We start from the raw sequence: 22,521 nt of genomic DNA on the forward strand, positions 1-22,521 counted from the left end.
GACCGGTTTGTTTGAGTCAGGCAGCTTCACCCGACTCCTCCAATTGACGATAATACGTCCTTTCTCGTTCTGCTGGTGGAACGTTTCCGATAGGCTCCAGCAGTCGGCGATTATTGAACCAATCAACCCATTCCAGCGTGGCATACTCAACGGCATCTAGTCCCCTCCATGGGCCACGATGATGGATCACCTCCGTTTTGAACAAGCCGATGATGGTCTCTGCCAGCGCATTGTCGTAGGAGTCGCCGGTGGTGCCGACTGAGGCATTGATACCCTCGTCAGCCATACGCTCGGTGTAGCGGATCGAGAGATATTGGCTTCCCCTATCACTATGGTGGATCAACCCTTGTCTGTGTTTTCGTGCCCACAGAGCTTGCTCTAGAGCGTCCAGCACCAGTGCTGTTCTCATCGACGTCGCTACACGCCAACCCACGATACAGCGTGCATAAACATCGATAACGAACGCAACGTAAACGAAGCCAGACCAGGTAGCGACATAGGTAAAATCGGCCACCCAAAGCTGATTTGGACGCATGGCCGTAAAGTCACGTTTCACTAAATCAGGTGCCCGTTTCTGGCCGGGATCACTGATGGTCGTGAAGGGGCGTTGGCCTCGCACCACGCCGCGAATTCCCAGGCGGCGCATGAGCCGCTCTACAGTGCAACGAGCAACATTAACGCCTTCACGGCGGAGTTGCCGCCAGACCTTACGGGCACCGTAGACGCAGAAGTTATCTTCCCACACTCGCTGAATCTCAGCGGTAAGAAACTCATCCTGCCGATACCGGTCTGCCCGCCGTTCAGGATCAGCTTCAAGTGCCTTGTGGTGGTAATACGTCGATGGGGCGATTGGCAGTTGGCTACAAATCGACTCGACCCCGAACTGAGCACGATGCTCGTCGATAAATGACACCATCAATTGGGTTTGCGGTCGAGCTCCGCCTGGGCGAAAAAAGCAGCCGCCTTACGGAGAATTTCATTGGCACGCTTCAATTCGGTATTTTCACGCTCTAGCTGCTTGAGTCGTTCATTTTCAGGCAGGTTAGCCGAGCTATCTTCCTGCGTGAGTTCTGAGCGTTTGCACCAGGCTCTTAAGGTCTCTGGTGTACAGCCAAACTTGCTGGCAATGGAGCAGATCGCCGCCCACTTGGACGGGTATTCGCCTTGCTGTTCAAGGACTAATCGAACAGCTCGCTCCCGGACTTCTGGGGAATATCGTTTTGGTGAGTTCATAACTCCATCCTCTCAAGATATGGAGTCTCCGGTAAAGCCGGGGCGGTTCACGACTTCATATTCTAAAAGGAGCTGACATGAAAACTAGTAGAACCTTATTGTTCGCCATGCTTCTTTTGTCTTTCTCCAGTTTCAGCTTTGCTGCTGATTTGGTAGTGATCGGGCATCCTTCGGCGGAAACGTTGACCAAGAACCAAGTGGCAGACATTTACTTGGGTAAAACCAGTAGCGGAACCCTTTACGATTTACCTGAGGGAAGCGACCTTTACGCTTCTTTCTATGACCAAGCGGCGGGACGCAACGTTTCTCAAGTGAAATCCACTTGGGCGCGAATCGTCTTTTCCGGTCAGGCTCAAGCGCCTAAGCAATTGAATGATTCGAATGCGGTGCGTAGTGCGGTCGCGGAAAATCCCAATGCAATCGGCTATATCGAAAAGTCAGCGCTAGACGACTCAGTGAAAGTTCTTCTTGAACTGAATTGATCGCTATTAATCGGCCCACGTTTGGGCCGATTTTTATTCATTTAGTGACGCGGGATTTGCCGTGAAAATACGTACAAAGATTTGGATGTTGCCCCTCAGTGCTGCAGTTATTTTGCTGGTGGGTATTAGTTTTAACTATTTTGTGGGTAGCAATACTTCTTCGGCCATCGAGCGCCTTAGGGATATCGATAACCCCTACATGCTTGAAATTAACCAAATTGACAGAGAATTAGAGGCTTTTCGTAATCAAATACAAGCAGCCGCAGCGGAAGGCGACATTGATGCCCTAGATAGTGTCGAAGCTCTAAATGAGCGGGTCTTTAGTCGTATTCAGAATATTGCTGAGATTCCCGGTAAGGAAAGCATTGCCGCCGAGTTAGAAACGACTTATGACACTTATCAGTCAGCTGCACTTGGGGCTACCCGTGCCATGCTGGGAGTAGGCGAACTTGGCAATCAAATAACGCAAATGCAAGCTTCTCAAGCCAGTCTGACTGAGCTAGTAGATATGGAGATGGCCAATGCCCTGCAGTCTACGCTTGACCGCCAGGAAAGAGCCAACCACGGTGTTACAACTTCGCTTTTAGTCAATTTGCTGACTGGCTTGGCTGTACTTACTGTGCTTGGCGTGTCCTCCTATTTTGTAGTCAATGCTGTCTGGCGTGAGCTAGGCGACGAACCTGAAAACCTGCGTAAGGCAATGAAGCGAGTTTCTGCAGGCGATCTAAGAACTGAGTTTACTGTTAGCAATAGCGCAAAAGATTCGTTGAACATGAGCGTGCAGCAAATGGTTCTGACCCTGCGTGACATGATTGGACAGATACGGGAGTCAACTGAGTCAATTAGCTTAGCCTCATCTGAAATCGCTTCAGGAAATCATGACCTAAGCTCCCGCACCGACACGACCGCTGGTCATCTTCAGCGAACCGCAGCCGCTACGGAAGAATTGACCGTAACGGTAGGGCAAACTGCCGATTCAGCTCGTCATGCAGATCAGTTAGCCTCATCTGCTGCTAATGCCGCAGCTCGGGGAGGTGATATTGTAGAGCAGGTAGTTGTCAACATGAGCGAGATTGAACAATCATCTAAAAAGATCACTGAAATTATCGGTGTCATCGATTCCATTGCCTTTCAAACCAATATCCTCGCGCTTAATGCATCGGTAGAAGCTGCCCGAGCCGGTGAGCAAGGACGAGGCTTTGCAGTCGTCGCAAGTGAGGTCCAGCTACTGGCTCGCCGAAGTGCAGAAGCAGCCAATCAAATTAAAACACTCATCGGTACATCGAGTGAAAAAGTAGCCAGTGGAACCAAGCTGGTAGAAGACGCTGGTGAAGCAATGGATGAAATTGTAAAAGGTGTACAGCAAGTTACCGACATTATTGGAGAGATTAGTGCTGCGACAAGTGAGCAATCATCTGGGCTAGCCTCTATCAATGTTTCGGTTGCTGAGTTGGACGACATGACCCAGCAAAACTCAGCTTTGGTACAAGAATCTGCTGCCGCTGCCGCAAGCCTCAGTGGCCAAGCAGAAATGCTCTCTCAGGTTGTATCTGCATTTCGTTTGGCTCGTGGTGAGAGTAACCTGTCGCATTCATCATCTTCGAAAGAACTCTCAAAGGAAGTTGACGGTTATCACTACCAGAGTTCTCCGAAAAGCCTAGCTGCCCCAAGCGTAGTTTAAAACGTCACGAAGGGGTTTGTATCTTGTCCAAGCAAACCCTTTCTTTGACTGAACCTTTTACGATGATTTATGTAGGTCCCAGCCTCTGCTTTGTGATGTAGCTAAAGTAATACTCGCATGGGGGGTATGACTTGCCACGCACATGAAATGTTTCTGCTCGTGAATTTCCTACCAAAAGGACTCACATATCCCCGCTTCCTATTCTAGTGATTGGCTTCCTAGAAAGGAGTTTGCACGCTATCTCCTATGTGTTTCTCGGTATTGTTACTAACATTTGTTAAGTATAATTGCAAAATGCTACCTTTAACCTACCGAAAATATAGCTGGCAGTTTCGCAGGCTGACAGCACAGCAGCAGGAACAGTTATCATGGCGTCTTCGTCGAGTGATAGTTCAGGACTACTGGATATTATTTTGCCGGCGACGGCTCGTCTGTTTGATTATAGTGGTGCAGCCATCTCTCTGTTCGATGACCAAGACCGCTTACTTTATGCAAATACCTGCTATTACAACTTAATTTGCTACAAGTGGGGGACGCTCCCAACCTGGCCAGATATCGTGCGTGACAACTACGCTAGGGGGCAGGGACTGATTGCTGATACAGATGATATTGAACTGTGGATTCAGACGGTGTTAGCTAAGCGTCGTACGCAAACCTACCGCCAGTTTGAAATCGACGCATGGGATGGTCGTTGGCTGTTGATGACGGAAACATGGATTCCAGATGTTGGCCTTCTTGGTATCGGTGTCGATATTACTCTGGCAAAGAATATTACTACTACTTTAAAACAAGAATACCAGAATGCCTTAGTCAGGGCGGAAACCGACCAGCTTACGGATTTAGGTAATCGCCGAGCCTTAGAAAGCTTGCGAAAATTTTTGTTGAGTAAGGAGCCACGTCTTCAGGTAACAGCATTAATGATCGATATTGATCAGTTCAAACCCTACAACGATACCTTGGGGCACTTGCAAGGAGATCAGTGTTTACAGCAGGTGGCAGGGGTGATTCGAGGCAGTATCAAAATGAGCGAGAGCTACCCTATAAGGCTAGGCGGTGACGAATTCCTGGTTCTGATACTGGATGCTCCACTGTCAATAGCTCAGCAGCTGGCGCAGAGAATCAAAAATAGAATGCGTATAAGTGCTATCACCCACCCTGCGACAGGGTCTGGGCTGGTTACCCTCAGTATGGGCCTTGCTAGTCGAGAAATTGCTGATTCAACATGTTTTACATCGCTTCTTAAGGCTGCTGACGACGCGCTCTATCAAGCTAAACGTAACGGGCGTGACTGCATCACCAGCCCGATGGAAACTTCTGGAAGTCAGCACCCATTAAATAGTCATTTAGAAGCTCCCTAAATTTACTAATAAACGAACAGGTAGAGGGATATATAAAAATAAAACGTTCGAATACTACGATACTGTGTCTGCTCTGGATAAGCTTATCCTGGACGGCGACCATTCACGTAAGATTAGTATGAATCTAGTAACAATCCGGTCCTTTTTCATCCAGCCAAGCTAAGCCGCTACCGCCATGCAGACGAGTCTGACTACGTCATTCGCTCTCGGATAACCCGACGTCTTCCTGGCGATGGTTCTGAAGCATCCCAAGGTGCTTACGCAAGGCTTCATAAGTGACCTTGAGATGGTTTGCTCGCTCGGCGTCCTCAAGACTTTCAGGGGGTATTTCCTGCAGTAAATCCAATGCCTGACGATGGACATTCATTTGATAATCAAGAAACTGGCGATCGAACTCGGCGCCGTCCTGAGACTGTAGAGCTTCGTAGGCCTGCTGTTGTTCATCGTTGCTATACGCCGCGTCGTCACCACGCTGCCGCTCATCGTGCCCGGCCTCCTGTAACCACTCGTCGAGAAGGTGGTGATCCACGGCGATTGATTCCGCTAACTCGCTAATCTCTGCGGACTCGGCTTGTTGTTCAGTCAGTGAATTCAGTTCCTGCTGATGCTGGTGAAATTCGCTGAGTCGGGTTAGGAGAGCTGCGGAATCATCTTCTGTGGTGGCTAGCGTAGCCCCCGAGAACACCAGCATACACAGCAAGGACCAAGCACCCCTCTTAAAAGTCTTTCTCATTTCAAGTCTCCTTTCGTCAAATTTGGCAAAAATTAAGTTTGGCGCATCGATGAAAAACAGATTTGCCAGCTGCGCCGATGATTCCTAAGGTAGTACAAGGAGTCGCGTTGGGGTGAGTCTATTTATGGAAAGCACTAACGATAAGAAAGAGAAAAGACGCGAGCTAGCCGTCTTCCTGTTCCTGGCGGGTATCCTGTTTCCGATCCTGGCGGTGCTGGTGGTATCCGGGTATGGCTTTCTCGTATGGGCCTACCAGATATTTACCGGTCCACCGGGGCCGCCAGGATGACAGGAGGAGCCATGGCGAATCCATCCAAGCAGGTATCGGTTGATCATTCGCGGCGAGCTTTGCTATTTGGCTACCGTGGGCGTCATGCCCCGCTGCGCCCACCCTGGTCCCAGCACGAGTCGCACTTCACGGCGCGTTGCACCCAATGTGATGACTGCGTGCGAGCCTGTGAAACCGGCATCATCGTACGTGGTGATGGCGGCTATCCCGAAGTTGATTTCAACCGAGGCGAATGCACTTTCTGCGGTGCCTGCGAGCAAATCTGCGTCGAAGGCGCTTTCCTTGATGCCAACCAAGAACCTCCCTGGGATTACGTCGCTAAGATCGGCGACGGGTGCTTGGCCCTACAAGGTGTCTACTGCCGTAACTGCGGGGAGAGCTGCGAGGCAGAGGCGATTCGCTTTCATTTTAATATGCACCGGGTACCCGAACCCACGGTGGGAACGGATGCTTGCACCGGCTGCGGAGCTTGCGTCGAGAACTGTCCTACCCAGGCCGTAACGGTGAGACAACAAATCTAATAAGACTGACAAGTAAGCCAAGCACACAACCCAGTACGCAAGGATGGATTATGAATGATAACAATATACATATCTCCAGCCTGCTGGTGCAGCTACAACCAGAGCGGATAGAGACGATAAGCGAGCGCTGCTTAGCTTTCGACCAAGCGGAAATCCACGCCACCGACCCGTGCGGCAAAATGATACTGGTGCTTGAGACGCCCGGACAGCAGGAAATCCTAGAGTTTATCGACTGGTTGCAGAGCGAGAAGGGAGTACTTTCGGTTAGCTTGGTCTACCACCATGTGGAGAGCGCGCAGGAATTGGAGCAAGAGATCGACGCTGGTGAACCAGCCAGCGATATACCGACCGTCCAAATAATGGAAGCCACATAAAGGACAGGGGGAGAAGCCATGAAGCTGACGCGACGTAGTTTCATCAAGAGTTCCGCAGCCGGCACGGCCGCCGCCGCCGCGGGTATCAGTCTGCCCGGCCAGGCGCAGAATATCATCACCGATGCCAGCCAGACCCAGTTGAAGTGGGCAAAGGCGCCCTGCCGTTTTTGTGGCGTGGGGTGTGGTGTCAATGTGGCGACCCGCGACAACCAAGTGGTGGCTACCCACGCTGACATCAACTCGCCTGTCAATCGGGGCGTCAACTGCATCAAGGGCTACTTCCTGTCGAAGATTATGTACGGCGAGGACCGCCTAACCCAGCCGTTGCTGCGCAAGACCAACGGCCAGTACGACAAGAACGGCGAGTTCACCCCAGTGAGCTGGGACGAGGCATTCGACGTGATGGCCGACAAGTTCAAGGCGACGATTCGCGACAAAGGCCCTGAGGCGGTGGGCATGTTCGGCTCGGGTCAGTGGACGGTATGGGAAGGCTACGCGGCCAACAAGTTAATGAAGGCGGGATTTCGCTCCAACAATATCGACCCCAATGCGCGCCACTGCATGGCCTCGGCAGTATTCGGCTTCATGCGTACCTTCGGTATGGACGAACCGATGGGCTGCTACGACGATATCGAGGCTGCGGACGCTTTCGTACTATGGGGCTCCAATATGGCGGAGATGCACCCCATTCTATGGACCCGGGTAACCGACCGCCGCCTCTCCGCGCCGCACGTGAAAGTGGCGGTGCTCTCCACCTATGAGCATCGCTCCTTTGAGCTGGCTGATACTCCCATTATCTTCACGCCCCAGGCCGACTTGGCGGTGCTCAACTATATCGCCCGCTACATCATCGAGAATGATCGGGTTGACTGGGACTTCGTCAACGAACACGTGCGCTTCATGGAAGGCAATGTCGATATCGGGTATGGCCTGCGCCCCGAGCATCGCCTGGAGCTGGCGGCGGAAAATGCCGAAGATGTTGCCGGCGCGCGTGACATCAACTTCGAGCGTTACCGGGAATTTCTGCAGCAGTACGATGCTGATTACGTCACCGAGATCTCCGGTGTGCCCAAGCGTCAGCTTGACGAGCTAGCCGAGCTCTACGCTGACCCCGAAAGGCGTGTGATGTCGTTCTGGACCATGGGCTTCAACCAGCACACTCGTGGGGTCTGGGCGAACAACATGATCTACAACATTCATCTGCTCACCGGCAAGATATCGACCCCCGGCAATAGTCCCTTCTCGCTGACCGGCCAACCTTCCGCCTGCGGTACCGCGCGCGAAGTGGGCACGTTCTCGCATCGCCTGCCGGCTGATATGGTGGTGACCAACGACTATCATCGCCAGTTCGCCGAGGAGGTCTGGCGCGTTCCGGCGGGCACTATCCAGAAGCAGCCCGGCGCCCATGCGGTGCTACAGAACCGTCAACTCAAAGATGGCGTGATCAACGCCTATTGGGTGCAATGCAATAACAATGTCCAGGCAGCGGCTAATCTCGTTGAGGAAACCTATCCCGGCTATCGCAACCCGGACAATTTCATCGTGGTATCGGACGCTTATCCCACCGTTACCACCGAGCTTGCCGATCTGATCCTGCCGACTGCCATGTGGGTGGAGAAAGAGGGGGCTTATGGCAACGCAGAACGGCGCACCCAGTTCTGGCACCAGATGGTCGAGGCGCCGGGCGAGTCCCGCTCCGATCTGTGGCAGTTGATGGAGTTCTCCAAGCGCTTCCAGATCGAGGAAGTGTGGCCGCAGGAGATGGTCGACGCCAACCCTGACTTCCGTGGTAAATCGATGTACGACGTCCTGTTTCGCAATGGCAACGTTGATGCCTTCGGTCTCGACGACGTCGATCAAGAGTACCCCAACCAAGAGGCGGAGCACTTCGGTTTCTATGTGCAGAAGGGGCTCTTCGAGGAGTATGCCCAGTTCACCCGTGGCAAGGCCCATGACCTCGCTCCGTTCGATCGTTATCACCAGGAGCGCGGGCTGCGCTGGCCGGTGGTCGATGGCGAGGAGACTCGCTGGCGCTATAACGGCGAATACGACCCCTATGTCGAGGCGGGACGTGACTTCCAGTTCTACGGTCATGCCGATAACCGGGCTGTTGTCTACGCTGTGCCCTATGAACCCCCGGCCGAGTCGCCCGATGACGAGTACCCGCTGTGGCTGGTTACCGGACGGGTGCTTGAGCATTGGCACTCCGGTTCGATGACTCGGCGTGTACCCGAGCTGCATCGTGCGTTCCCCCAGGCGGTGGTGTATCTCCATCCGCAGGATGCACGCGAGTTGGGGGTGCGGCGGGGCAGTGAGGTACGCATCATTAGCCCGCGGGGCGAGATGAATAGCCGCGTTGAGACGCGGGGGCGCAACCGTATGCCGCGTGGCCTTGTGTTTGTGCCGTGGTTCGATGCCAGCCAGTTAATCAACAAGGTAACGCTGGACGCCACCGACCCCATTTCCAAGCAGACGGACTTCAAAAAGTGCGCCTGCCGGATTGAGCCGGCTTAGGGAGAGAAGGCTTCGGGGGAGAAGACTTAGGGGGAGAAGACTTAGGGGGAGAAGAACAATGCGCCACATTACGATTGCTTTAATACTGCTTTGCTTCAGCATGGGGAGCTTTGCTGCGGAAGGGGAGCACGATGCGCTGCGCGGCAACGTACCGCTGCTGGAGGAGCGTACGCCGGAGCCCCTTTATCAGGTCGAGAATAAGGACTTGAGAAGGGCTCGCGCCTATCCGATGCAGCCGCCCACCATCCCGCATAAGATCGACAATTATCAGGTTGATCTTAACGCGAACCGTTGCATGAGCTGTCATAGCCGGCAACAGGTAGCTCAAAGCCAAGCGCCTATGGTCAGTGTCACCCACTATATGGATCGTGAGGGCAACTTCCTGGCCGAGCTGTCGCCTAGACGCTATTTCTGTAGCCAATGCCACGCACCACAGACGGATGCGCCGCTGGCGGTCGAGAACGATTTTGTCGATATTGTTGAAATCCTTCGTCAGCAGGGCGGAGCGCAAGAGCGGGGGGCTGAGGAATGATCAAACGTATCAAGAAGCTACTCAGTGAGTTCTGGCGCATCTTTAATTCGCCCAGCGGCTATTTGAGCCTTGGGTTTCTCACCGTTGGGGGATTTATCGGTGGCGTGCTGTTCTGGGGTGGGTTCAATACCGCCATGGAAGCGACCAATACCGAAAAGTTTTGCATCAGCTGTCACGAGATGCGCGCTAACGTCTATGAAGAGATCCAGCCGACCATCCATTTTACCAACCGCTCCGGGGTACGGGCAGTCTGTTCGGACTGCCACGTGCCGCATGACTGGACCGACAAGATGGCGCGCAAGATGCAGGCATCGAAGGAGGTCTGGGGCAAGATCTTCGGCACGATCAATACTCGTGAGAAGTTCCTCGACCACCGTCTGGAAATGGCCTCTCGCGAATGGCGACGTTTCGAGTCCAACGACTCATTGGAGTGCCGTAACTGTCACGACGAGGGAGCCATGGACTTTACCCGGCAAAGTACCCGAGCAGCTGAAGCGCATCAGCGCGGGCTGATTGATGGCGACGCTACCTGTATCACCTGCCACAAGGGTATTGCTCACGAGCTTCCTGACATGGCTGGCATTGAGGGGTGGGACGGCATCCACGGGCGTATTGGGGATTGATATCATGAATTATCGCAATGAGTTGAAACTGGTTCTCGTCGTAACATTCTTCGCGGTTTCGCCGCGCGTTATTTCGGCTGATCAGCCTATGTCGAACGACCAGCTCAATCCTGATCAGCAAGGCAGTGCTGTGATCGACAAGATGAACACGAAAGAACCGGCGAAACAGAATGCCGCCATCACTTTTGATGAAGACCTGGAGGAAACCAAGCAGCCTATTCGTCCCGGCCAGATGGAACAGGAAGAGGCCATAGGAGATGACATTGAAGGTAATGTGAGCGACGCCAGCAATAAAAGTGCTGATGATAAAGAGGAGCCCCGATGAAGTAGTGGTGGCTAACAGTGCCCGTTCATACATCGCAAGAGAAGTACCCCCTGAGCGACCGTTTGGCTTTGTTGGTCTACATCCGAACCAGTTTGCAGTAATCTATGGCTTAAATTAGATGCGTATGGGTGGGCCTAGGTGCACCCTGTAAGTCGGCGAGTGTAAGCGCCACCCGCAAAATGCGATGATAGTCTTGGGCGGAGAGTATGAGCTTTTCAATTACGCCCTCAAACCAGGCATATTCGTCATCAATGAGGTCGCAGGCGGCTTCCAAGACTTTGCCGCTTAACTGGCTTTAGCGGCCATTCAATTTACCTTTCTTGTAGTATCATTGCCTGCGCTCACGGAACAACCGTGGCGCTTCTACTAAGTTAGCGGAGAACTCGGACAGTGCGTCTAGATCAGTACTCCGTGATAATCGGTAAAACATTGTGTAGAAGAAAATCAAGAACCACCAAATAGAAAGCTTTCGGATCCTTTTCAATGGAGGCTATGACTTGTAACCAGTTACGGATGGCAGAAGTGTAAGACACTCCGTTTAGTTCAGCATTATATCAATAAAGCTTAAATGCCTGCTTGTGAAGCGTTATTGTATATTCAAACACAACAATGAAAGCAGAGTTGCTTAGCCTGTGATTTGCCCTAATCACTGAAGTAAAATGTCGTCAACTCTCAGGATTTTAATACGCCGAGCATGGTACTTTACCATTACACTGGTAACGAGGCCTTGGCGTGACGATAGTCCTTTCTAAACAACACCCTTCCACATTAGGTCGCTATTGGCGCTGGCTACAATTCATTGGCGGTGTGCTGATTACAGTCTTATTGTTGGCAGGAAAAGGGGGTTGGGTACCACTACCCATTCTGGAGCGCCTGGAGTGGCAGGCGTATGACTTGAAGGTACGCGGCACGCTCATCGAACAGGCCGATCCTTCATTAGCTATTATTGATATTGATGAGCGCAGCCTCTATGAAATAGGCCAGTGGCCATGGCCACGGGCTACTGTAGCGGAACTGGTGAATATATTGTTCACTGAGTACGACGCCGGCCTTTTAGGCGTTGATGTGGTTTTTGCCGAGCCAGAGACCACGCTTTGGCAGCAGTATTGGGAAGATGTTACTCGCGACTATCCCCAGCTAACTAACATACCCCCACCAATTGATGGCGATGAACGATTGGCGAGTACCTTGTCAGCCCACCCGGTAGTTTTGGGGTATTATTTCCAAGCATATCGGCATCCCAGTGATCCACCCGCTCTAGGGCAGTTACCTGTGCCTGCTATCGTCGCAGAGCCCCAGCCTCTCGCCTTTCCTGAGCCTGAGCGCTATACCGCAAACTTGCCCGTATTGCAGAACAATGCATTGGGGGCGGGCTTCTTTGACAATCCCCGCGTGGATGAAGACGGAGTGTTTCGTCGTGTCCCCATGCTGCAACGCTGGGAGGGGGAGTTGTATCCCAGTTTACCCATGGCGATGCTACTCGCGTTATTGGGGCAACCAGTGATCAAGCCTATCATTGGCGAAGGAGCTGGCGTTACCCAACTGGAAGCGTTGGATGTCGGTGGCTTCAAGATCCCCGTCGACGCGGGGGGGGCCGCACTGGTGCCCTGGTATGGTCCGCGTGGCCACTTTGATTACTTCTCAGCGGCCGATATTTTGAAAGGGCGTCTTGATCCGGGTGCGCTGGCGGGAAAAACATTGATCCTAGGCGCATCCGCCCCAGGGCTAATGGATCTACGTTCAACGCCGGTCGGGGGGATCTATCCAGGGCCTGAGATTAATCTGAGTCTATTGGCTGGCATGTTGCACCAGCGCATACACGCTCAGCCGCCCTGGGTGCTGGGCTTTGAGCTAGTAAGCCTGCTCGCCTTGGGTGTTTTTATGGTGCTGCTATATCCCCGGTTAAATGCGCCGCTATTACTAGTGGTAAGTGGGGGACTGCTTTTCACGGCGGTGGGGGGCAACCTGTGGGCGTGGTATCAGGGACTCGCGTTGCCTATTGCGGGGTTATTGGTATTGCTGGTGCTACAGATGCTGTGGCACTTAGCAATGAACTTTCTGCGTGAGACACAGCAAAAACGCTGGGTGGCCGAGCGTTTTGGGCAGTACATCCCGCGCCAATTGGTTGAAAATATGGTCGTAAGCGGTGAAAGCTTTGGCTTAGAAGGGGAGGAGCGAGAGCTAACGGTACTGTTTTCTGATATACGGGGTTTTACTGCATTTTCCGAATCGATCCCGCCCTCAGAGCTTACCGAAATCATGAACCGTCTGTTAACACCGTTAACAGGTGCTATCCATCAGCACCATGGCACCATCGACAAGTACATGGGCGATGCCATTATGGCGTTCTGGGGTGCGCCGTTGCACGATGAGCAACATGCCGATCACGCTCTTGAAGGCGCCTTTGCCATGTTAGACGCGCTCGACGGCATCAATAATGAGTTTGCCGCCGAAGGTAAGCCGGCGCTGACGATGGGGGTGGGGTTGAATACCGGTTCCATGAGCGTGGGTAACATGGGCTCTAGTTTCCGCATGGCCTATACCGTCATGGGCGATAATGTGAATCTCGGTTCGCGCATGGAGGGGCTGACCAAAAAGTATGGGGTGAGCTTAATTGTCAGCGAGACCACCGCTAAGCAAGCGCCGAAGTGGTGTTATCGTCGACTGGACAAGGTGCGCGTTAAGGGTCGCAGCATACCGCTGTGGATTTTAGAGCCGCTTGGTCGTTGGGAAACACTTTCAGAGGAGCAGTACCAGTGGCATGCCGCATTTGAGCAAGCGCTGGAGCACTACCACGCGGCGGACTTTGCATCCGCCGAGCGCGCCTTCCGGGCGCTTGATCCGCAAGATCAGCCGACGCAGATGTATCTGGCGCGCATCGAGCATTTCAAGTCAGCGCCGCCCCAAGAAGGTTGGGACGGCATCTGGACACACACGACGAAATAACGGCATCCGACTCTTTAAGGCTATTGAGCAAGACGAACAAAAATACCGGGACCACTGTAGTCACCGGTTTGTTCTCCCCAGGCTTCGATCAAGCTCATTATGGTGGCGGCTTCTTCACCAATATAGCGGCCATTGAACTTGCCACCTTCAAAGCAATTACTATCGCCACATGCCTCGTGCGTCAGATTGATACCGTCCAGCGAGAACGCATCAGATTGATTACTGCCCAACAGCCTGCCAAAGCCGTCTAATAGAATCTCGACCTGCACGCCTTCGCTGTTTGAAAGCATAATAGAACTGTTAGGTAGGATAGGAATAATATCGCCGCCATCGCTAGGCACTAAGCCAGTGCCGCCGACCCAGTTGAATGTCACACCCGTTTCGAGCTGGTCTCGCAAAGCGTTGAGGGCCGACTCACTTAATGATGCGCTCAAAGAGTCTGAAATCTCATCGGAAGCTGCAATAAAGACAATGGATTTGTCTAGCGACGTTGAGCCATCCACAGAGGCGGGTACTTCGGTGCCGCTCTTCCAGTAGCCCCAGACTATTTCACCGCTATTAACAGGGTAAGTTCCTTGAGCTGAAGGTGTTATGTTTTGAAGATAAAGTTCTTCAAAAACCTCCCTATCTGCAACATTTACCAAAGTTTGAGCTCTAGTTGGTTCAAAGTCGATCCAAGATATGAAAGTATTTTCACCTAGTGCTGGGCCGTTATTACCATTCCCCTGGCCGTTATTGCCGTTCCCCTGGCCGTTATTGCCGTTCCCCTGGCCGTTATTGCCGTTCCCCTGGCCGTTATTACCGTTCCCCTGGTCGCTATTGCCATTGCCATTGTCAGTACCGGTAGCCTGATTGCTGTAGTCGATGCCGCTGCTGCCGGAGCCTATGTCGTTATTGGTGCCGCCATTCCCAACATCATCGTTGCTGTCGCCATTGTTGGTACCGCTGTTGCCAACGTCATTATTGGTACCGCTGTTGCCAACGCCATTGTTGGTGCCGCTGTTGCCAGCGCCATTGTTGGTACCGCTGTTGCCAACGTCATTATTGGTACCGCTGTTGCCAACGCCATTGTTGGTACCGCTGTTGCCAACGCCATTGTTGGTGCCGCTGTTGCTGTCGCCATTGTTGGTACCGCTGTTGCCAACGTCATTATTGGTACCGCTGTTGCCAGCGCCATTGTTGGTACCGCTGTTGCCAACGTCATTATTGGTGCCGCCGTTACCAACGCCATTGGTGCTGCCGCTGCCTGTGTTGGAATTACTTTGGTTGACTGCAGTTGCGCCCTCGAGCTGAGCTACTATTCGTTCTTCGCTTTGATATTCGCTATTCGTGTTCTGTACTGAGCTGTCGTCTTCAAACGGAGTGAGTGCAGCGTTTTCAAGGGAAGTACCAGCTGGGGATGTGCCGGGATTATTTGATGCCTCCTCTGTAGCTGTTGGGACTGGAGACGCTTCTGCTGTTGTGTCTTCCCCTTGAGGCATGTTGTTATCGAGCTGCTCAAAGATGTCGATGCCACCGGGAACCAGCTGTGGTGCGGTATCGAGTGAGGGCGTGAAAAAGACTTGGCCCGGGCGAATTAGGGTTTCGCCTGCATTCGTCGACATGGCCAACATGCCGCTTTCTACATAGAAGTAGCTGCCTGTATCGACGCCGGGAAGCGAGGAAGTTCCCCCTTCTGGTACATGGAGGATTTGAAAGCTGGTGCCACGTATCCCGATGGTCGCAACGGGGGTTCTATGCGTGACGTTCTGCGGCGCGTTTTTGCCGATGGCGCCGGTAATCGAGCGCAGGCCTCCGCGGAGGAGTTCGCCGCTTTGTGCCGAGTTGTCAGGTGTCTCTTCGTCGAGAACGTAGCGCTCAAGGATATAGGAGCTATCGGGGCGAATCGCCTTGGTGCCGCCATCGCTGTAGCGCAGTTGCAGCGTACTGGCTTGAGCGGTATGAAAGGTATCCCCGGCAAAAAACTCGTCGCCGCGCTCAGCCGGTAAGCGCTGTCCATTGCGCTCGATAGTTGCATCGCCATGAACAAACATGATCCGCCCTGCTGGCGTATCAGCGAAGGAGGGAAACGGCAGCAGCGCCAGGCTACCCAGGCCGATCGTTGTAAAGCGAGCTAATGGACGTTTATGAAAACAGGCCATAATAATCTCCGTTAGAAAAGGTAGCGAAGCGCTAACTGAGTCTGGTAACGGCGCATATCAAAGAAATTGATTGAGGAGCGCCGACGTTCAACTTCGGCACCGGCTTCCAACAGCCAGTCCGTATTGAATTGATGCAGCCACGAGAGCCGTGCTTGCCAAATACGATCGCGGCGGGCTGTGGGTGAATATTCATTAAACGGTGCAAAACCATCTTCTTGGTAGGTGCGGATTCGATGATTGAGGTTGACGCGAAACAGGTGGCGATCACTCAGTGGATAATCGATACCTGCGCCTAACAGCAGATGCTGGAGGTCACCTCCGTCGCGATCGCCAGTGGCCCACTCATGCTCAATTTGCGCAGTTAAACGAGTACGAAGCGCGGTATGGTTGGTGTCAAGTTGAACGCCTAAGCGACCCATATCGTAGTTATTGTTGGCGGCGCTAAAGCGGTTATGCTGTGCGTCAAGCTGCCAGGTAAGTTCGCTACCCAATCCAAACGGGTGGCGTAAATCCACTCCGCTGCCCCAGCGAGTAAGCAAGTGATTCTGGCTACGCCCGCTCCAACCCTGCAGAGCGCTGCTCTTGAGCATTACTGTGCGCTGTGACGCTAGGTCGCGTTGATAACCCAATTGGGCTTGGATCAGGGTAAGGTCGTAATCTTGCGCCGTCATCTCGGTATAGCGCTGAGCTTGGCCAGTTGTGCTGATACGCCAGCGGGATTGCGAATCGATAGGGAAAAGACCCTGATAGTTTCCCTGTAGCCGCTGGTAGGTGCTGGCATCTCGATTAAGTACTTGAGTCTGCGGAATGGAATCCTCATCAACCTCAATGCCCAGTTCGCTCGCCTGTTTACGCAACTCCTCTATGGCATCGAGAAAGCGTTGAGGGGGGGAAATAGCGATTTCATTAGGAAACTGCTGCGGATTGCTGTCATAACCGATATCCACACCTAAAAGGCCTTGATGCTGCGGGCCGTTCTTGGCCTGAAGGTGCTGCTCAATTACTGCTTGAAATCGGGCAATGGCGGCTTGGGCATCGGGTGGGGGTGAAAGGGCTTGTAACTGCTTTATTTCACGTTCGGCGTTCCCTAGTTGATCGAGCTGAACCAGGGCGGCAACGCGCTCAATACGGGCGCCAGCATGGTTGGGTTGGCGTAAAATGGCTCGGTCTAATGCCATCAGCGCGTGACTTGACTCACCCGCGCGAAGGGCCGCAACGCCCAGCCAGTAATCGTATTCAGGGTTACCGCTGTGTTCGATCTCTGTGGCCCGCAACTGCGAGTAGGCGGATTGGTTCTCATCTTGGGCCAACAATATTTGAGCGCTAGCAAGCTCTGCTTGAAAAGCCCATGTGGGGGAAATCAATGACGCGCTAAGTACCATACCAAGAAGGCATGGAATTATGCTGCGTCGTAGAAAATGCCTCATGAAGGCAGGACCCAATTCAAGTGAGAGGGGAGCTGCTGACAAAGCTCACTGGCAATGCGTTCGCGCTGTTTAGGCTTTAAGTGTGTGATCCATAGCTCTTCCGGGAGCGTATCCAGGGCATCAAGGAGCTTGGCAAGACGATGCGGCGTTAAGTGATTGCTAATTTTTGCTAGTGCATCAAAGTGGTTACTGTATGCACATTCGATGGCCAAGCGATTTAGTGGCCCTAAACGGTTAAGTGCTGTAATCGTGGATTCGCTTAGGCCGGTATCGCCGCAAATGGCGACCTGTTTGCTACCATCGTTAATACAGTAGCCGCAGGTGGGGACTCCATGAGAAACGGGAAACGGCGTCACTTGTAACGGTATGTTGGCTTCTCCGGGTAACGTAAACTCCTCCCACAAGGTGATAGGAACAAATTGGAGCACGGGGGAGTCAGCTGAAGGAAGCTGAGTGAAATCAGGCCAAATATGTTCGTTGAATATATGCCGCTTAAGGGTTTCCAACACTTCCGGAAGTGCGTAGACGTTTAGGGATCGCTCTTGCTCGGCCAGCGCGTCAAACTGCATGTCAATCAGAAGGGGGAGGCTTGCGATATGATCGAGATGGGCGTGTGTTAGCAGTACGCTATGCACTGACATTAATTCAGCATTGCTGAGTCTTTGAACGCCTGTGCCAGCATCAATGAGCGTATGAGGCGGCAAATGAAAAGCGCTAGTGCCTTGCTGTGGTTCAAGCCCACCGCTTGCGCCGAGTGTGATTATTTGCATAAAACTATTATTATCTTTGCGAAGGTTTTAATCGTTGACCCTGTCAACTGATGCGATGGACACTCTTAAGAGTGAATCGATATCGACAGTGTCTATTTGGTAATTCTGTAAGTACTGACGTGCATAATCCAGGTACACACCTTCTTCGATAAACACAGCAAATAAAACCGGATCGAGGTGCCGTTCCTCTACCATGCGTCCCATAATATTCAGGGCTTGAGAAAGCTTCATCGGTGTTTTATAAGGCCGGTCCGGCGCTGTAAGCGCTTCAAAAACATCAGCAATCCCCAACATTCTCGCTGGTAATGAAAGCTGTTCGCGAGTCAGTCCGTTAGGGTATCCGGATCCGTCCATTCTCTCGTGATGCCCTCCTGCATACTCGGGAACACGCTGCAAATGCTTCGGGAAAGGCAACTCAGCCAGCATGTCGAGCGTAGCGATTACGTGCCCTTCGATGATTTTCCGCTCTTCTTGATTCAATGTGCCGTGACGGATGCAAAGGTTTTCTAGCTCGTCTTCAGTCAATAGAGGCTGTCGATGGCCATCTATGTCTTCCCAGGTATCTTGCGCAATTGCCTGGAGCCGCTCGACATCTTGATCTTTAAGGTACTCACCGTCCGTATTTGAACGACGTATCAAAGTGAGATCTTCCTGAAGTGTTGACTGTTTGTTTGCGAAGACTTCGCGTTCTTCTTCAGTAAACAGCTGACCGTTGCGATAAGCATCGAGCTCAGCACGCAGCTGTGCCGCACAAAGCGCTTGCTGCTTTGCCGCAAAGCGGGCTTCAATGGCAGGAAGACGATCAAACAGCCCTTCAAGCTTGGTCGACTTTTCCATGACATGGTGGGGTATGACGATTTTTCCACAGTCATGGAGCCAGGCAGCGGTTTTAATTTCGTAGCGATCATCTTCGGTTAGGGTGAAACTGGCGACTTCGGGGTGTTGTGAGCGATGCGTTGCCTCGGCAAGCAATAACGTTGCTTCTGGCATACGACGGCAATGAGCGCCGGTATGAGCAGATTTAGCATCAATAGCGGTGGCGATAACGCGGACAAAGCTGTCGAAGAGAGCCTGCATTTCGTCAACTAGCCGATGGTTAGTGATAGCTACGGCGGCCTGCGAAGCAAGCGACTCTGCAATATGCTGATCAGCTGAGCTAAAAGTACCGTCAATACCGTGTGCGGTACGTTTATTTAAAAGTTGCAAAACCGCTACAGTATCACCCTGGTGGTTGTGCATCGGTACGGTGAGAAAAGCCCGCGACCGATAACCCGTGGCTTGGTCGATTTTCCGCGTGCCAGCGAAATCGAAGCCTTTCGCGGTGTAAGCGTCTTCAATATTGACGGTACAGTCGTTTAAGACAGTGTGAGCTACTACTAGGTGGTGATTGGGTAAGCCATCAGCTTGATATAAATCAATGATGGGAAACTGTTCGCCTACCGGTTCGCTAAGTCCCCCAAGGCGTAGGTCCAATGTATCGTTTTGTACGATTGCAAAAGAGAGCTGCTGTTTTGAAGCATCAAAGGTGTAGAGCGTGCCAGCGTCTGCTTGAGTTAATTCCCTTGCGCTAGTCAGCAGGTTCTCTAGCAACGCATCGTGATTGCGCTCTGAAGAAAGGGCAATGCCGATCTCGTTGAGTTGGCGGATCCGTGTAATGTCACTGCCGTAAGACTCCCCACCCATATAGCACCTAATTTATTTTGTTTCATTCATTATATAGGATGAGAAAAGTTAATCCAGGAAAGATGCCAATTCTAATCGAATCGCCGGCTCGGACAGGTGAGGTCAGGTAACTACCCGATTAACAGGTATTTGGGGTGACAACTTGAAGATTACCTAAATGGGGATAGGTCGATGGGTTTTTTAATTTACTTCCGGTCGTCAATAGCCCAGGCGGCGACAAAGCATGGATATAAGCTATTGTTTATAAGATGAAATGGAAATTCTGTCAGCCGTTAAGAGCAAGATTGGTCGACAGATTCTTGAGCGTGCAGAGACTCCCAAAGGACTCCTAAGTGCTTTCAATAAGCCTGCGGCTCACCTGCAAGTGGATCATCGGCTACCATTAAAAAGTATGGTGCAGGCACGGCCGCTGCGTTTCGCAAGGTACATGCTGCGATCGGCGGCTTCAATAAGTTCAAGAGGCGTCCTAAAGATAGCGTCACTCATGCTGGCAATACCAATCGAGGCGCTCACCTTAAGGGGTTGGCCCGATACTTCGAGTATCGTGGTAGTCAGCAAAGCGTGATTTAACTGATCTGCTAGATGTTCGGCTTGTTCGGGCGGTTGTTGCGAAAGCAATACCAGGAACTCTTCGCCTCCGTAACGACCCACCATAATATCCTGTAGATTGACCGCTGAACGCTTTTTCTCGGCCACTAGGCCGAAAAGGAGCCTGGCGAACTGTCTCAACACATCGTCGCCTACTTGGTGCCCATAAGTATCATTAAGTTGTTTGAAGTGATCCAGATCAATAAAGATAACGCTCAGCGTTTCTTGGCCAGAGTTGGCTTGCTCAAATAAAAGGGCCAGCTGCTTTTCCAGATATGCGCGATTGGCGATGCCGGTGAGAGGGTCTGTTCGGCTCTGGTGATCAAGAAGGGTATTTTGCTCTTGCAGGGCATTGCTTTTTTCCTGCTCGCGTTTCAGTAGTAACTGAAGCTGCTGATTCCGCTCGTGCAATAGCTGTTTGGCTTCTGCTAGTAGGACCTCACTGTTGAGCATAGGGGGCATGATGAGGTTGAACAGCTGTGCTATAGGAGGTAGTTTCGTTTGCAAATGATCCAGAAGATTTGCTAATAGCTTGGGTTCTAATGCTGGATGGTGCGTTACTAATTCCCCAAAACACTTTTGCGGAGTGGGTGAAAGCCAAGCGTCGGCAATACTCCCGGAAAGTTGCAGGCACAGTAGGGAAGTTTTAATAGCCTCATTGCCGTCATGGCTTTGAGCGACCAAAATGGCGAGATCTTCAGGTATACCCAAGCTCTTCAAAAGCCAGGCACCAATGGCGGCATGATCGCAGCCAAAGAGTGATTTCTCCTGGGCGCAAAGTGCTTCGTGATCGTGTAGATATATCCCCAGCATTTCTGCATAAGGAGGGGCGATTTCATGCAGCGCCATTATTCCGATATCCTGCAACAGCGCAGCGGTGAAAAGCTGCCTCGCTTGTGATTGACACAGAAAATGTTCGCTGAGACATTGTATGCTAAGAGTTGCGATTAGGGCTCGCTGCCATATATATGTATAAGTGTCAGTACTCTGTTTACCTCCAATCAAGCTAAAGCTCAAGACGACGGCAATGGTAGCGTCAGTACCTAGCCGGACGACAGCTTCTCGACAGGTCGTGACGTTTTTCTTGGTGCCCCGGTGCAGGGCGCTATTGGCAAGAGATAAAAAGCGCAAGGTGAGGGCGGGATCACGCTCTATAGCATTGGCGTAGTCGCTCAACGAGGCGTCTGGGTCTCGGGCTATTCTGAGCACTTCCAAGACCGCGCCAGGCATTGAAGGCAAAGTGTTGCAGTCCTTCAGTCGTTGCGTCAAAGCGGGTGGTAAGTCGAAAAACGCTGGCGAAACAGTACTAGCCAAATTGGTGCTAACGGTCGGTGCTTGGAAGTGCTCGGACATAGTAAATCTCTTATTTTTTTCGACCATGGCCTAGAAAGCAGTAAAGCCACTGCTTGGCTTTGCTTCTTAATATGGGTGCTAGTTTTCTAAGAAGATTCGCCTAATACTTTTGTGCTAGCTGTTTTTTTGTATCCGCCAAACAGCCTGCAAACGCCCGGTATTGAAGAAACGCCTTATTTTTCATGCTTATAGCTCATTTTTTTGATGTGCCGTCTACGCTAACTGTACTCTTTTCCGATTGCTTTACACATCAATTAAGATGCTGTCATTCTAGCAGGGTGCTTCTAAAAAGGACATATTGGATGCTAATGATGTGATTGTTCTAATGAGAATTTACCAGAGCACTGTGCCCTAAATGATATTTATGTTCTTTGAACTGAGCCTAAAAGCTGGGCAGTAAAAAACTAACCACCCAAGGTCTGATTTCGATACTGAGCCGGTCTCAGGCCTCTTGGCTTGGTCTTGATGTGCTCATGATTGCAGTAATGGATCCAGGGACGGATATCCGCCTTTCACTGCTCAATACCGACTAAAAGGTTCAAGTAGTTTCAGCAACCTAAAGAAGCTCTCCATCGCTGCGTTATACCGTCCATTTCCCTTTCTTGACTTGTTCTGTATCATGCCGTGCTCGCTGAGTTTGCGTTGGTAAGCAGGCATCGATATTTCCCAGCCTTGGTCGGAATGCAATAGCGGCGCGGCTTGATCTTTGGCCTGACGAAAGACCCACAACTTTTTTTAGATATGCCGCCTTAGCACGCAACTTTTCGTTTTCTTAGAGCAACTGCTCCAGAGAGCTCTTCTTAGTCAGTGGAAGTGGTGGTTTGGGTAACTCTGCTGTGAGTATCTACTTCTGGTGGCCTCGGGTTATTGGCCAGCGACTGGAAGCCTTAGCAAACTATAATAGCTGGTGCGACCTAATCTTTATCTTCACCATCGATTTTTTGATGC

Annotated in this window: 20 protein-coding genes, 1 pseudogene and 1 other annotated feature; of the genes and pseudogenes, 11 read left to right on the forward strand and 10 right to left on the reverse strand. The window is 51.9% G+C overall.

Features of this window, described 5'->3' with window-relative positions:
• Positions 1-16: 16 nt before the first annotated feature.
• Positions 17-1,233, reverse strand: a protein-coding gene (locus tag ACW44H_RS06165) for an IS3 family transposase (RefSeq protein ID WP_457505098.1) whose coding sequence is annotated in 2 segments (ribosomal slippage) — positions 17-948 and positions 948-1,233 — 1,218 coding nt in all. Because the reading frame shifts where the segments join, the coding sequence is not laid out codon by codon here.
• Positions 842-958: a sequence feature (AL1L pseudoknot), on the reverse strand. Its footprint overlaps the gene before it by 117 nt.
• A 77-nt stretch (positions 1,234-1,310) precedes the next feature.
• On the opposite strand from ACW44H_RS06165, the gene ACW44H_RS06170 reads away from it, so the two are divergent.
• The 3 genes from ACW44H_RS06170 to ACW44H_RS06180 all read left to right on the forward strand — a co-directional run bounded on the left by ACW44H_RS06170 (position 1,311) and on the right by ACW44H_RS06180 (position 4,754).
• Positions 1,311-1,715, forward strand: a complete 405-nt coding sequence (locus ACW44H_RS06170) for a hypothetical protein (RefSeq protein ID WP_457507757.1) — start codon at positions 1,311-1,313, stop codon at positions 1,713-1,715.
• Positions 1,716-1,776: 61 nt separating this feature from the next.
• Positions 1,777-3,396, forward strand: a complete 1,620-nt coding sequence (locus ACW44H_RS06175; RefSeq protein WP_457507759.1) for a methyl-accepting chemotaxis protein — start codon at positions 1,777-1,779, stop codon at positions 3,394-3,396.
• Positions 3,397-3,764: 368 nt separating this feature from the next.
• Entirely contained in the window at positions 3,765-4,754 is a 990-nt protein-coding gene (locus tag ACW44H_RS06180; RefSeq protein WP_457507761.1) for a GGDEF domain-containing protein, read from the forward strand.
• Positions 4,755-4,950: 196 nt separating this feature from the next.
• On the opposite strand, the gene ACW44H_RS06185 is transcribed toward ACW44H_RS06180, so the two are convergent.
• Positions 4,951-5,487 (reverse strand): DUF4142 domain-containing protein, encoded by a 537-nt coding sequence (locus ACW44H_RS06185; protein WP_457507763.1) that lies wholly within the window; start codon positions 5,485-5,487, stop codon positions 4,951-4,953.
• 112 nt (positions 5,488-5,599) lie between these two features.
• Between ACW44H_RS06185 and napE the strand changes: the two genes are divergently transcribed.
• The 7 genes from napE to ACW44H_RS06220 are packed head-to-tail and all read left to right on the forward strand — an operon-like array spanning position 5,600 to position 10,665.
• Positions 5,600-5,776 (forward strand): periplasmic nitrate reductase, NapE protein, encoded by a 177-nt coding sequence (gene napE / locus ACW44H_RS06190; RefSeq protein WP_444648419.1) that lies wholly within the window; start codon positions 5,600-5,602, stop codon positions 5,774-5,776.
• Between the two features lie 11 nt (positions 5,777-5,787).
• Positions 5,788-6,297, forward strand: a complete 510-nt coding sequence (gene napF / locus ACW44H_RS06195; protein WP_457507766.1) for a ferredoxin-type protein NapF — start codon at positions 5,788-5,790, stop codon at positions 6,295-6,297.
• Between the two features lie 50 nt (positions 6,298-6,347).
• Positions 6,348-6,671, forward strand: a complete 324-nt coding sequence (locus ACW44H_RS06200) for a chaperone NapD (protein ID WP_457507768.1) — start codon at positions 6,348-6,350, stop codon at positions 6,669-6,671.
• 18 nt (positions 6,672-6,689) lie between these two features.
• Entirely contained in the window at positions 6,690-9,185 is a 2,496-nt protein-coding gene (gene napA / locus ACW44H_RS06205; protein ID WP_457507770.1) for a nitrate reductase catalytic subunit NapA, read from the forward strand.
• Between the two features lie 58 nt (positions 9,186-9,243).
• Positions 9,244-9,717 carry a nitrate reductase cytochrome c-type subunit gene (locus ACW44H_RS06210; RefSeq protein ID WP_457507772.1) on the forward strand — a complete coding sequence of 158 codons (474 nt, stop codon included), beginning with the start codon at positions 9,244-9,246 and terminating at the stop codon, positions 9,715-9,717.
• On the forward strand, positions 9,714-10,340 hold the full coding sequence (locus tag ACW44H_RS06215) for a NapC/NirT family cytochrome c (RefSeq protein WP_457507774.1): 627 nt from the start codon (positions 9,714-9,716) through the stop codon (positions 10,338-10,340). The genes ACW44H_RS06210 and ACW44H_RS06215 overlap by 4 nt, the downstream gene beginning before the upstream one ends.
• Before the next feature lie 4 nt (positions 10,341-10,344).
• Positions 10,345-10,665 carry a hypothetical protein gene (locus ACW44H_RS06220; RefSeq protein ID WP_457507776.1) on the forward strand — a complete coding sequence of 107 codons (321 nt, stop codon included), beginning with the start codon at positions 10,345-10,347 and terminating at the stop codon, positions 10,663-10,665.
• A gap of 109 nt (positions 10,666-10,774) precedes the next feature.
• Here ACW44H_RS06220 and ACW44H_RS06225 read toward each other — a convergent pair whose 3' ends face one another.
• On the reverse strand, positions 10,775-10,939 hold the full coding sequence (locus tag ACW44H_RS06225) for a magnesium chelatase subunit ChlI family protein (protein ID WP_457507778.1): 165 nt from the start codon (positions 10,937-10,939) through the stop codon (positions 10,775-10,777).
• Between the two features lie 458 nt (positions 10,940-11,397).
• Here ACW44H_RS06225 and ACW44H_RS06230 point away from each other — a divergent pair, with 458 nt between their 5' ends.
• Positions 11,398-13,611, forward strand: a complete 2,214-nt coding sequence (locus ACW44H_RS06230; RefSeq protein ID WP_457507780.1) for a CHASE2 domain-containing protein — start codon at positions 11,398-11,400, stop codon at positions 13,609-13,611.
• A 20-nt stretch (positions 13,612-13,631) separates the two neighbouring features.
• Here ACW44H_RS06230 and ACW44H_RS06235 read toward each other — a convergent pair whose 3' ends face one another.
• From ACW44H_RS06235 to ACW44H_RS06265, 7 genes and pseudogenes are all read right to left on the reverse strand, one after another.
• Positions 13,632-15,752, reverse strand: coding sequence for a FecR domain-containing protein (locus tag ACW44H_RS06235; RefSeq protein WP_457507782.1), 2,121 nt, complete (start codon positions 15,750-15,752; stop codon positions 13,632-13,634).
• 11 nt (positions 15,753-15,763) lie between these two features.
• A complete protein-coding gene (locus ACW44H_RS06240; RefSeq protein ID WP_457507784.1) occupies positions 15,764-17,116 on the reverse strand; it encodes a hypothetical protein in 1,353 nt (450 codons plus the stop codon).
• A 59-nt stretch (positions 17,117-17,175) separates the two neighbouring features.
• On the reverse strand, positions 17,176-17,949 hold the full coding sequence (locus ACW44H_RS06245; protein WP_457507786.1) for a 3',5'-cyclic-nucleotide phosphodiesterase: 774 nt from the start codon (positions 17,947-17,949) through the stop codon (positions 17,176-17,178).
• A gap of 27 nt (positions 17,950-17,976) precedes the next feature.
• Positions 17,977-19,632, reverse strand: coding sequence for a GAF and HD-GYP domain-containing protein (locus ACW44H_RS06250; RefSeq protein ID WP_457507788.1), 1,656 nt, complete (start codon positions 19,630-19,632; stop codon positions 17,977-17,979).
• A gap of 369 nt (positions 19,633-20,001) precedes the next feature.
• Positions 20,002-21,573 carry a sensor domain-containing diguanylate cyclase gene (locus ACW44H_RS06255; RefSeq protein WP_457507789.1) on the reverse strand — a complete coding sequence of 524 codons (1,572 nt, stop codon included), beginning with the start codon at positions 21,571-21,573 and terminating at the stop codon, positions 20,002-20,004.
• Between the two features lie 404 nt (positions 21,574-21,977).
• Positions 21,978-22,076: an IS3 family transposase gene (locus tag ACW44H_RS06260; protein ID WP_457508949.1), complete on the reverse strand. Its 99-nt coding sequence runs from the start codon at positions 22,074-22,076 to the stop codon at positions 21,978-21,980.
• 43 nt (positions 22,077-22,119) lie between these two features.
• Positions 22,120-22,266: pseudogene (locus tag ACW44H_RS06265) on the reverse strand (IS3 family transposase); the annotation flags it as partial.
• Positions 22,267-22,521: the final 255 nt, after the last annotated feature.

This window comes from Vreelandella sulfidaeris Esulfide1, from assembly GCF_054072535.1.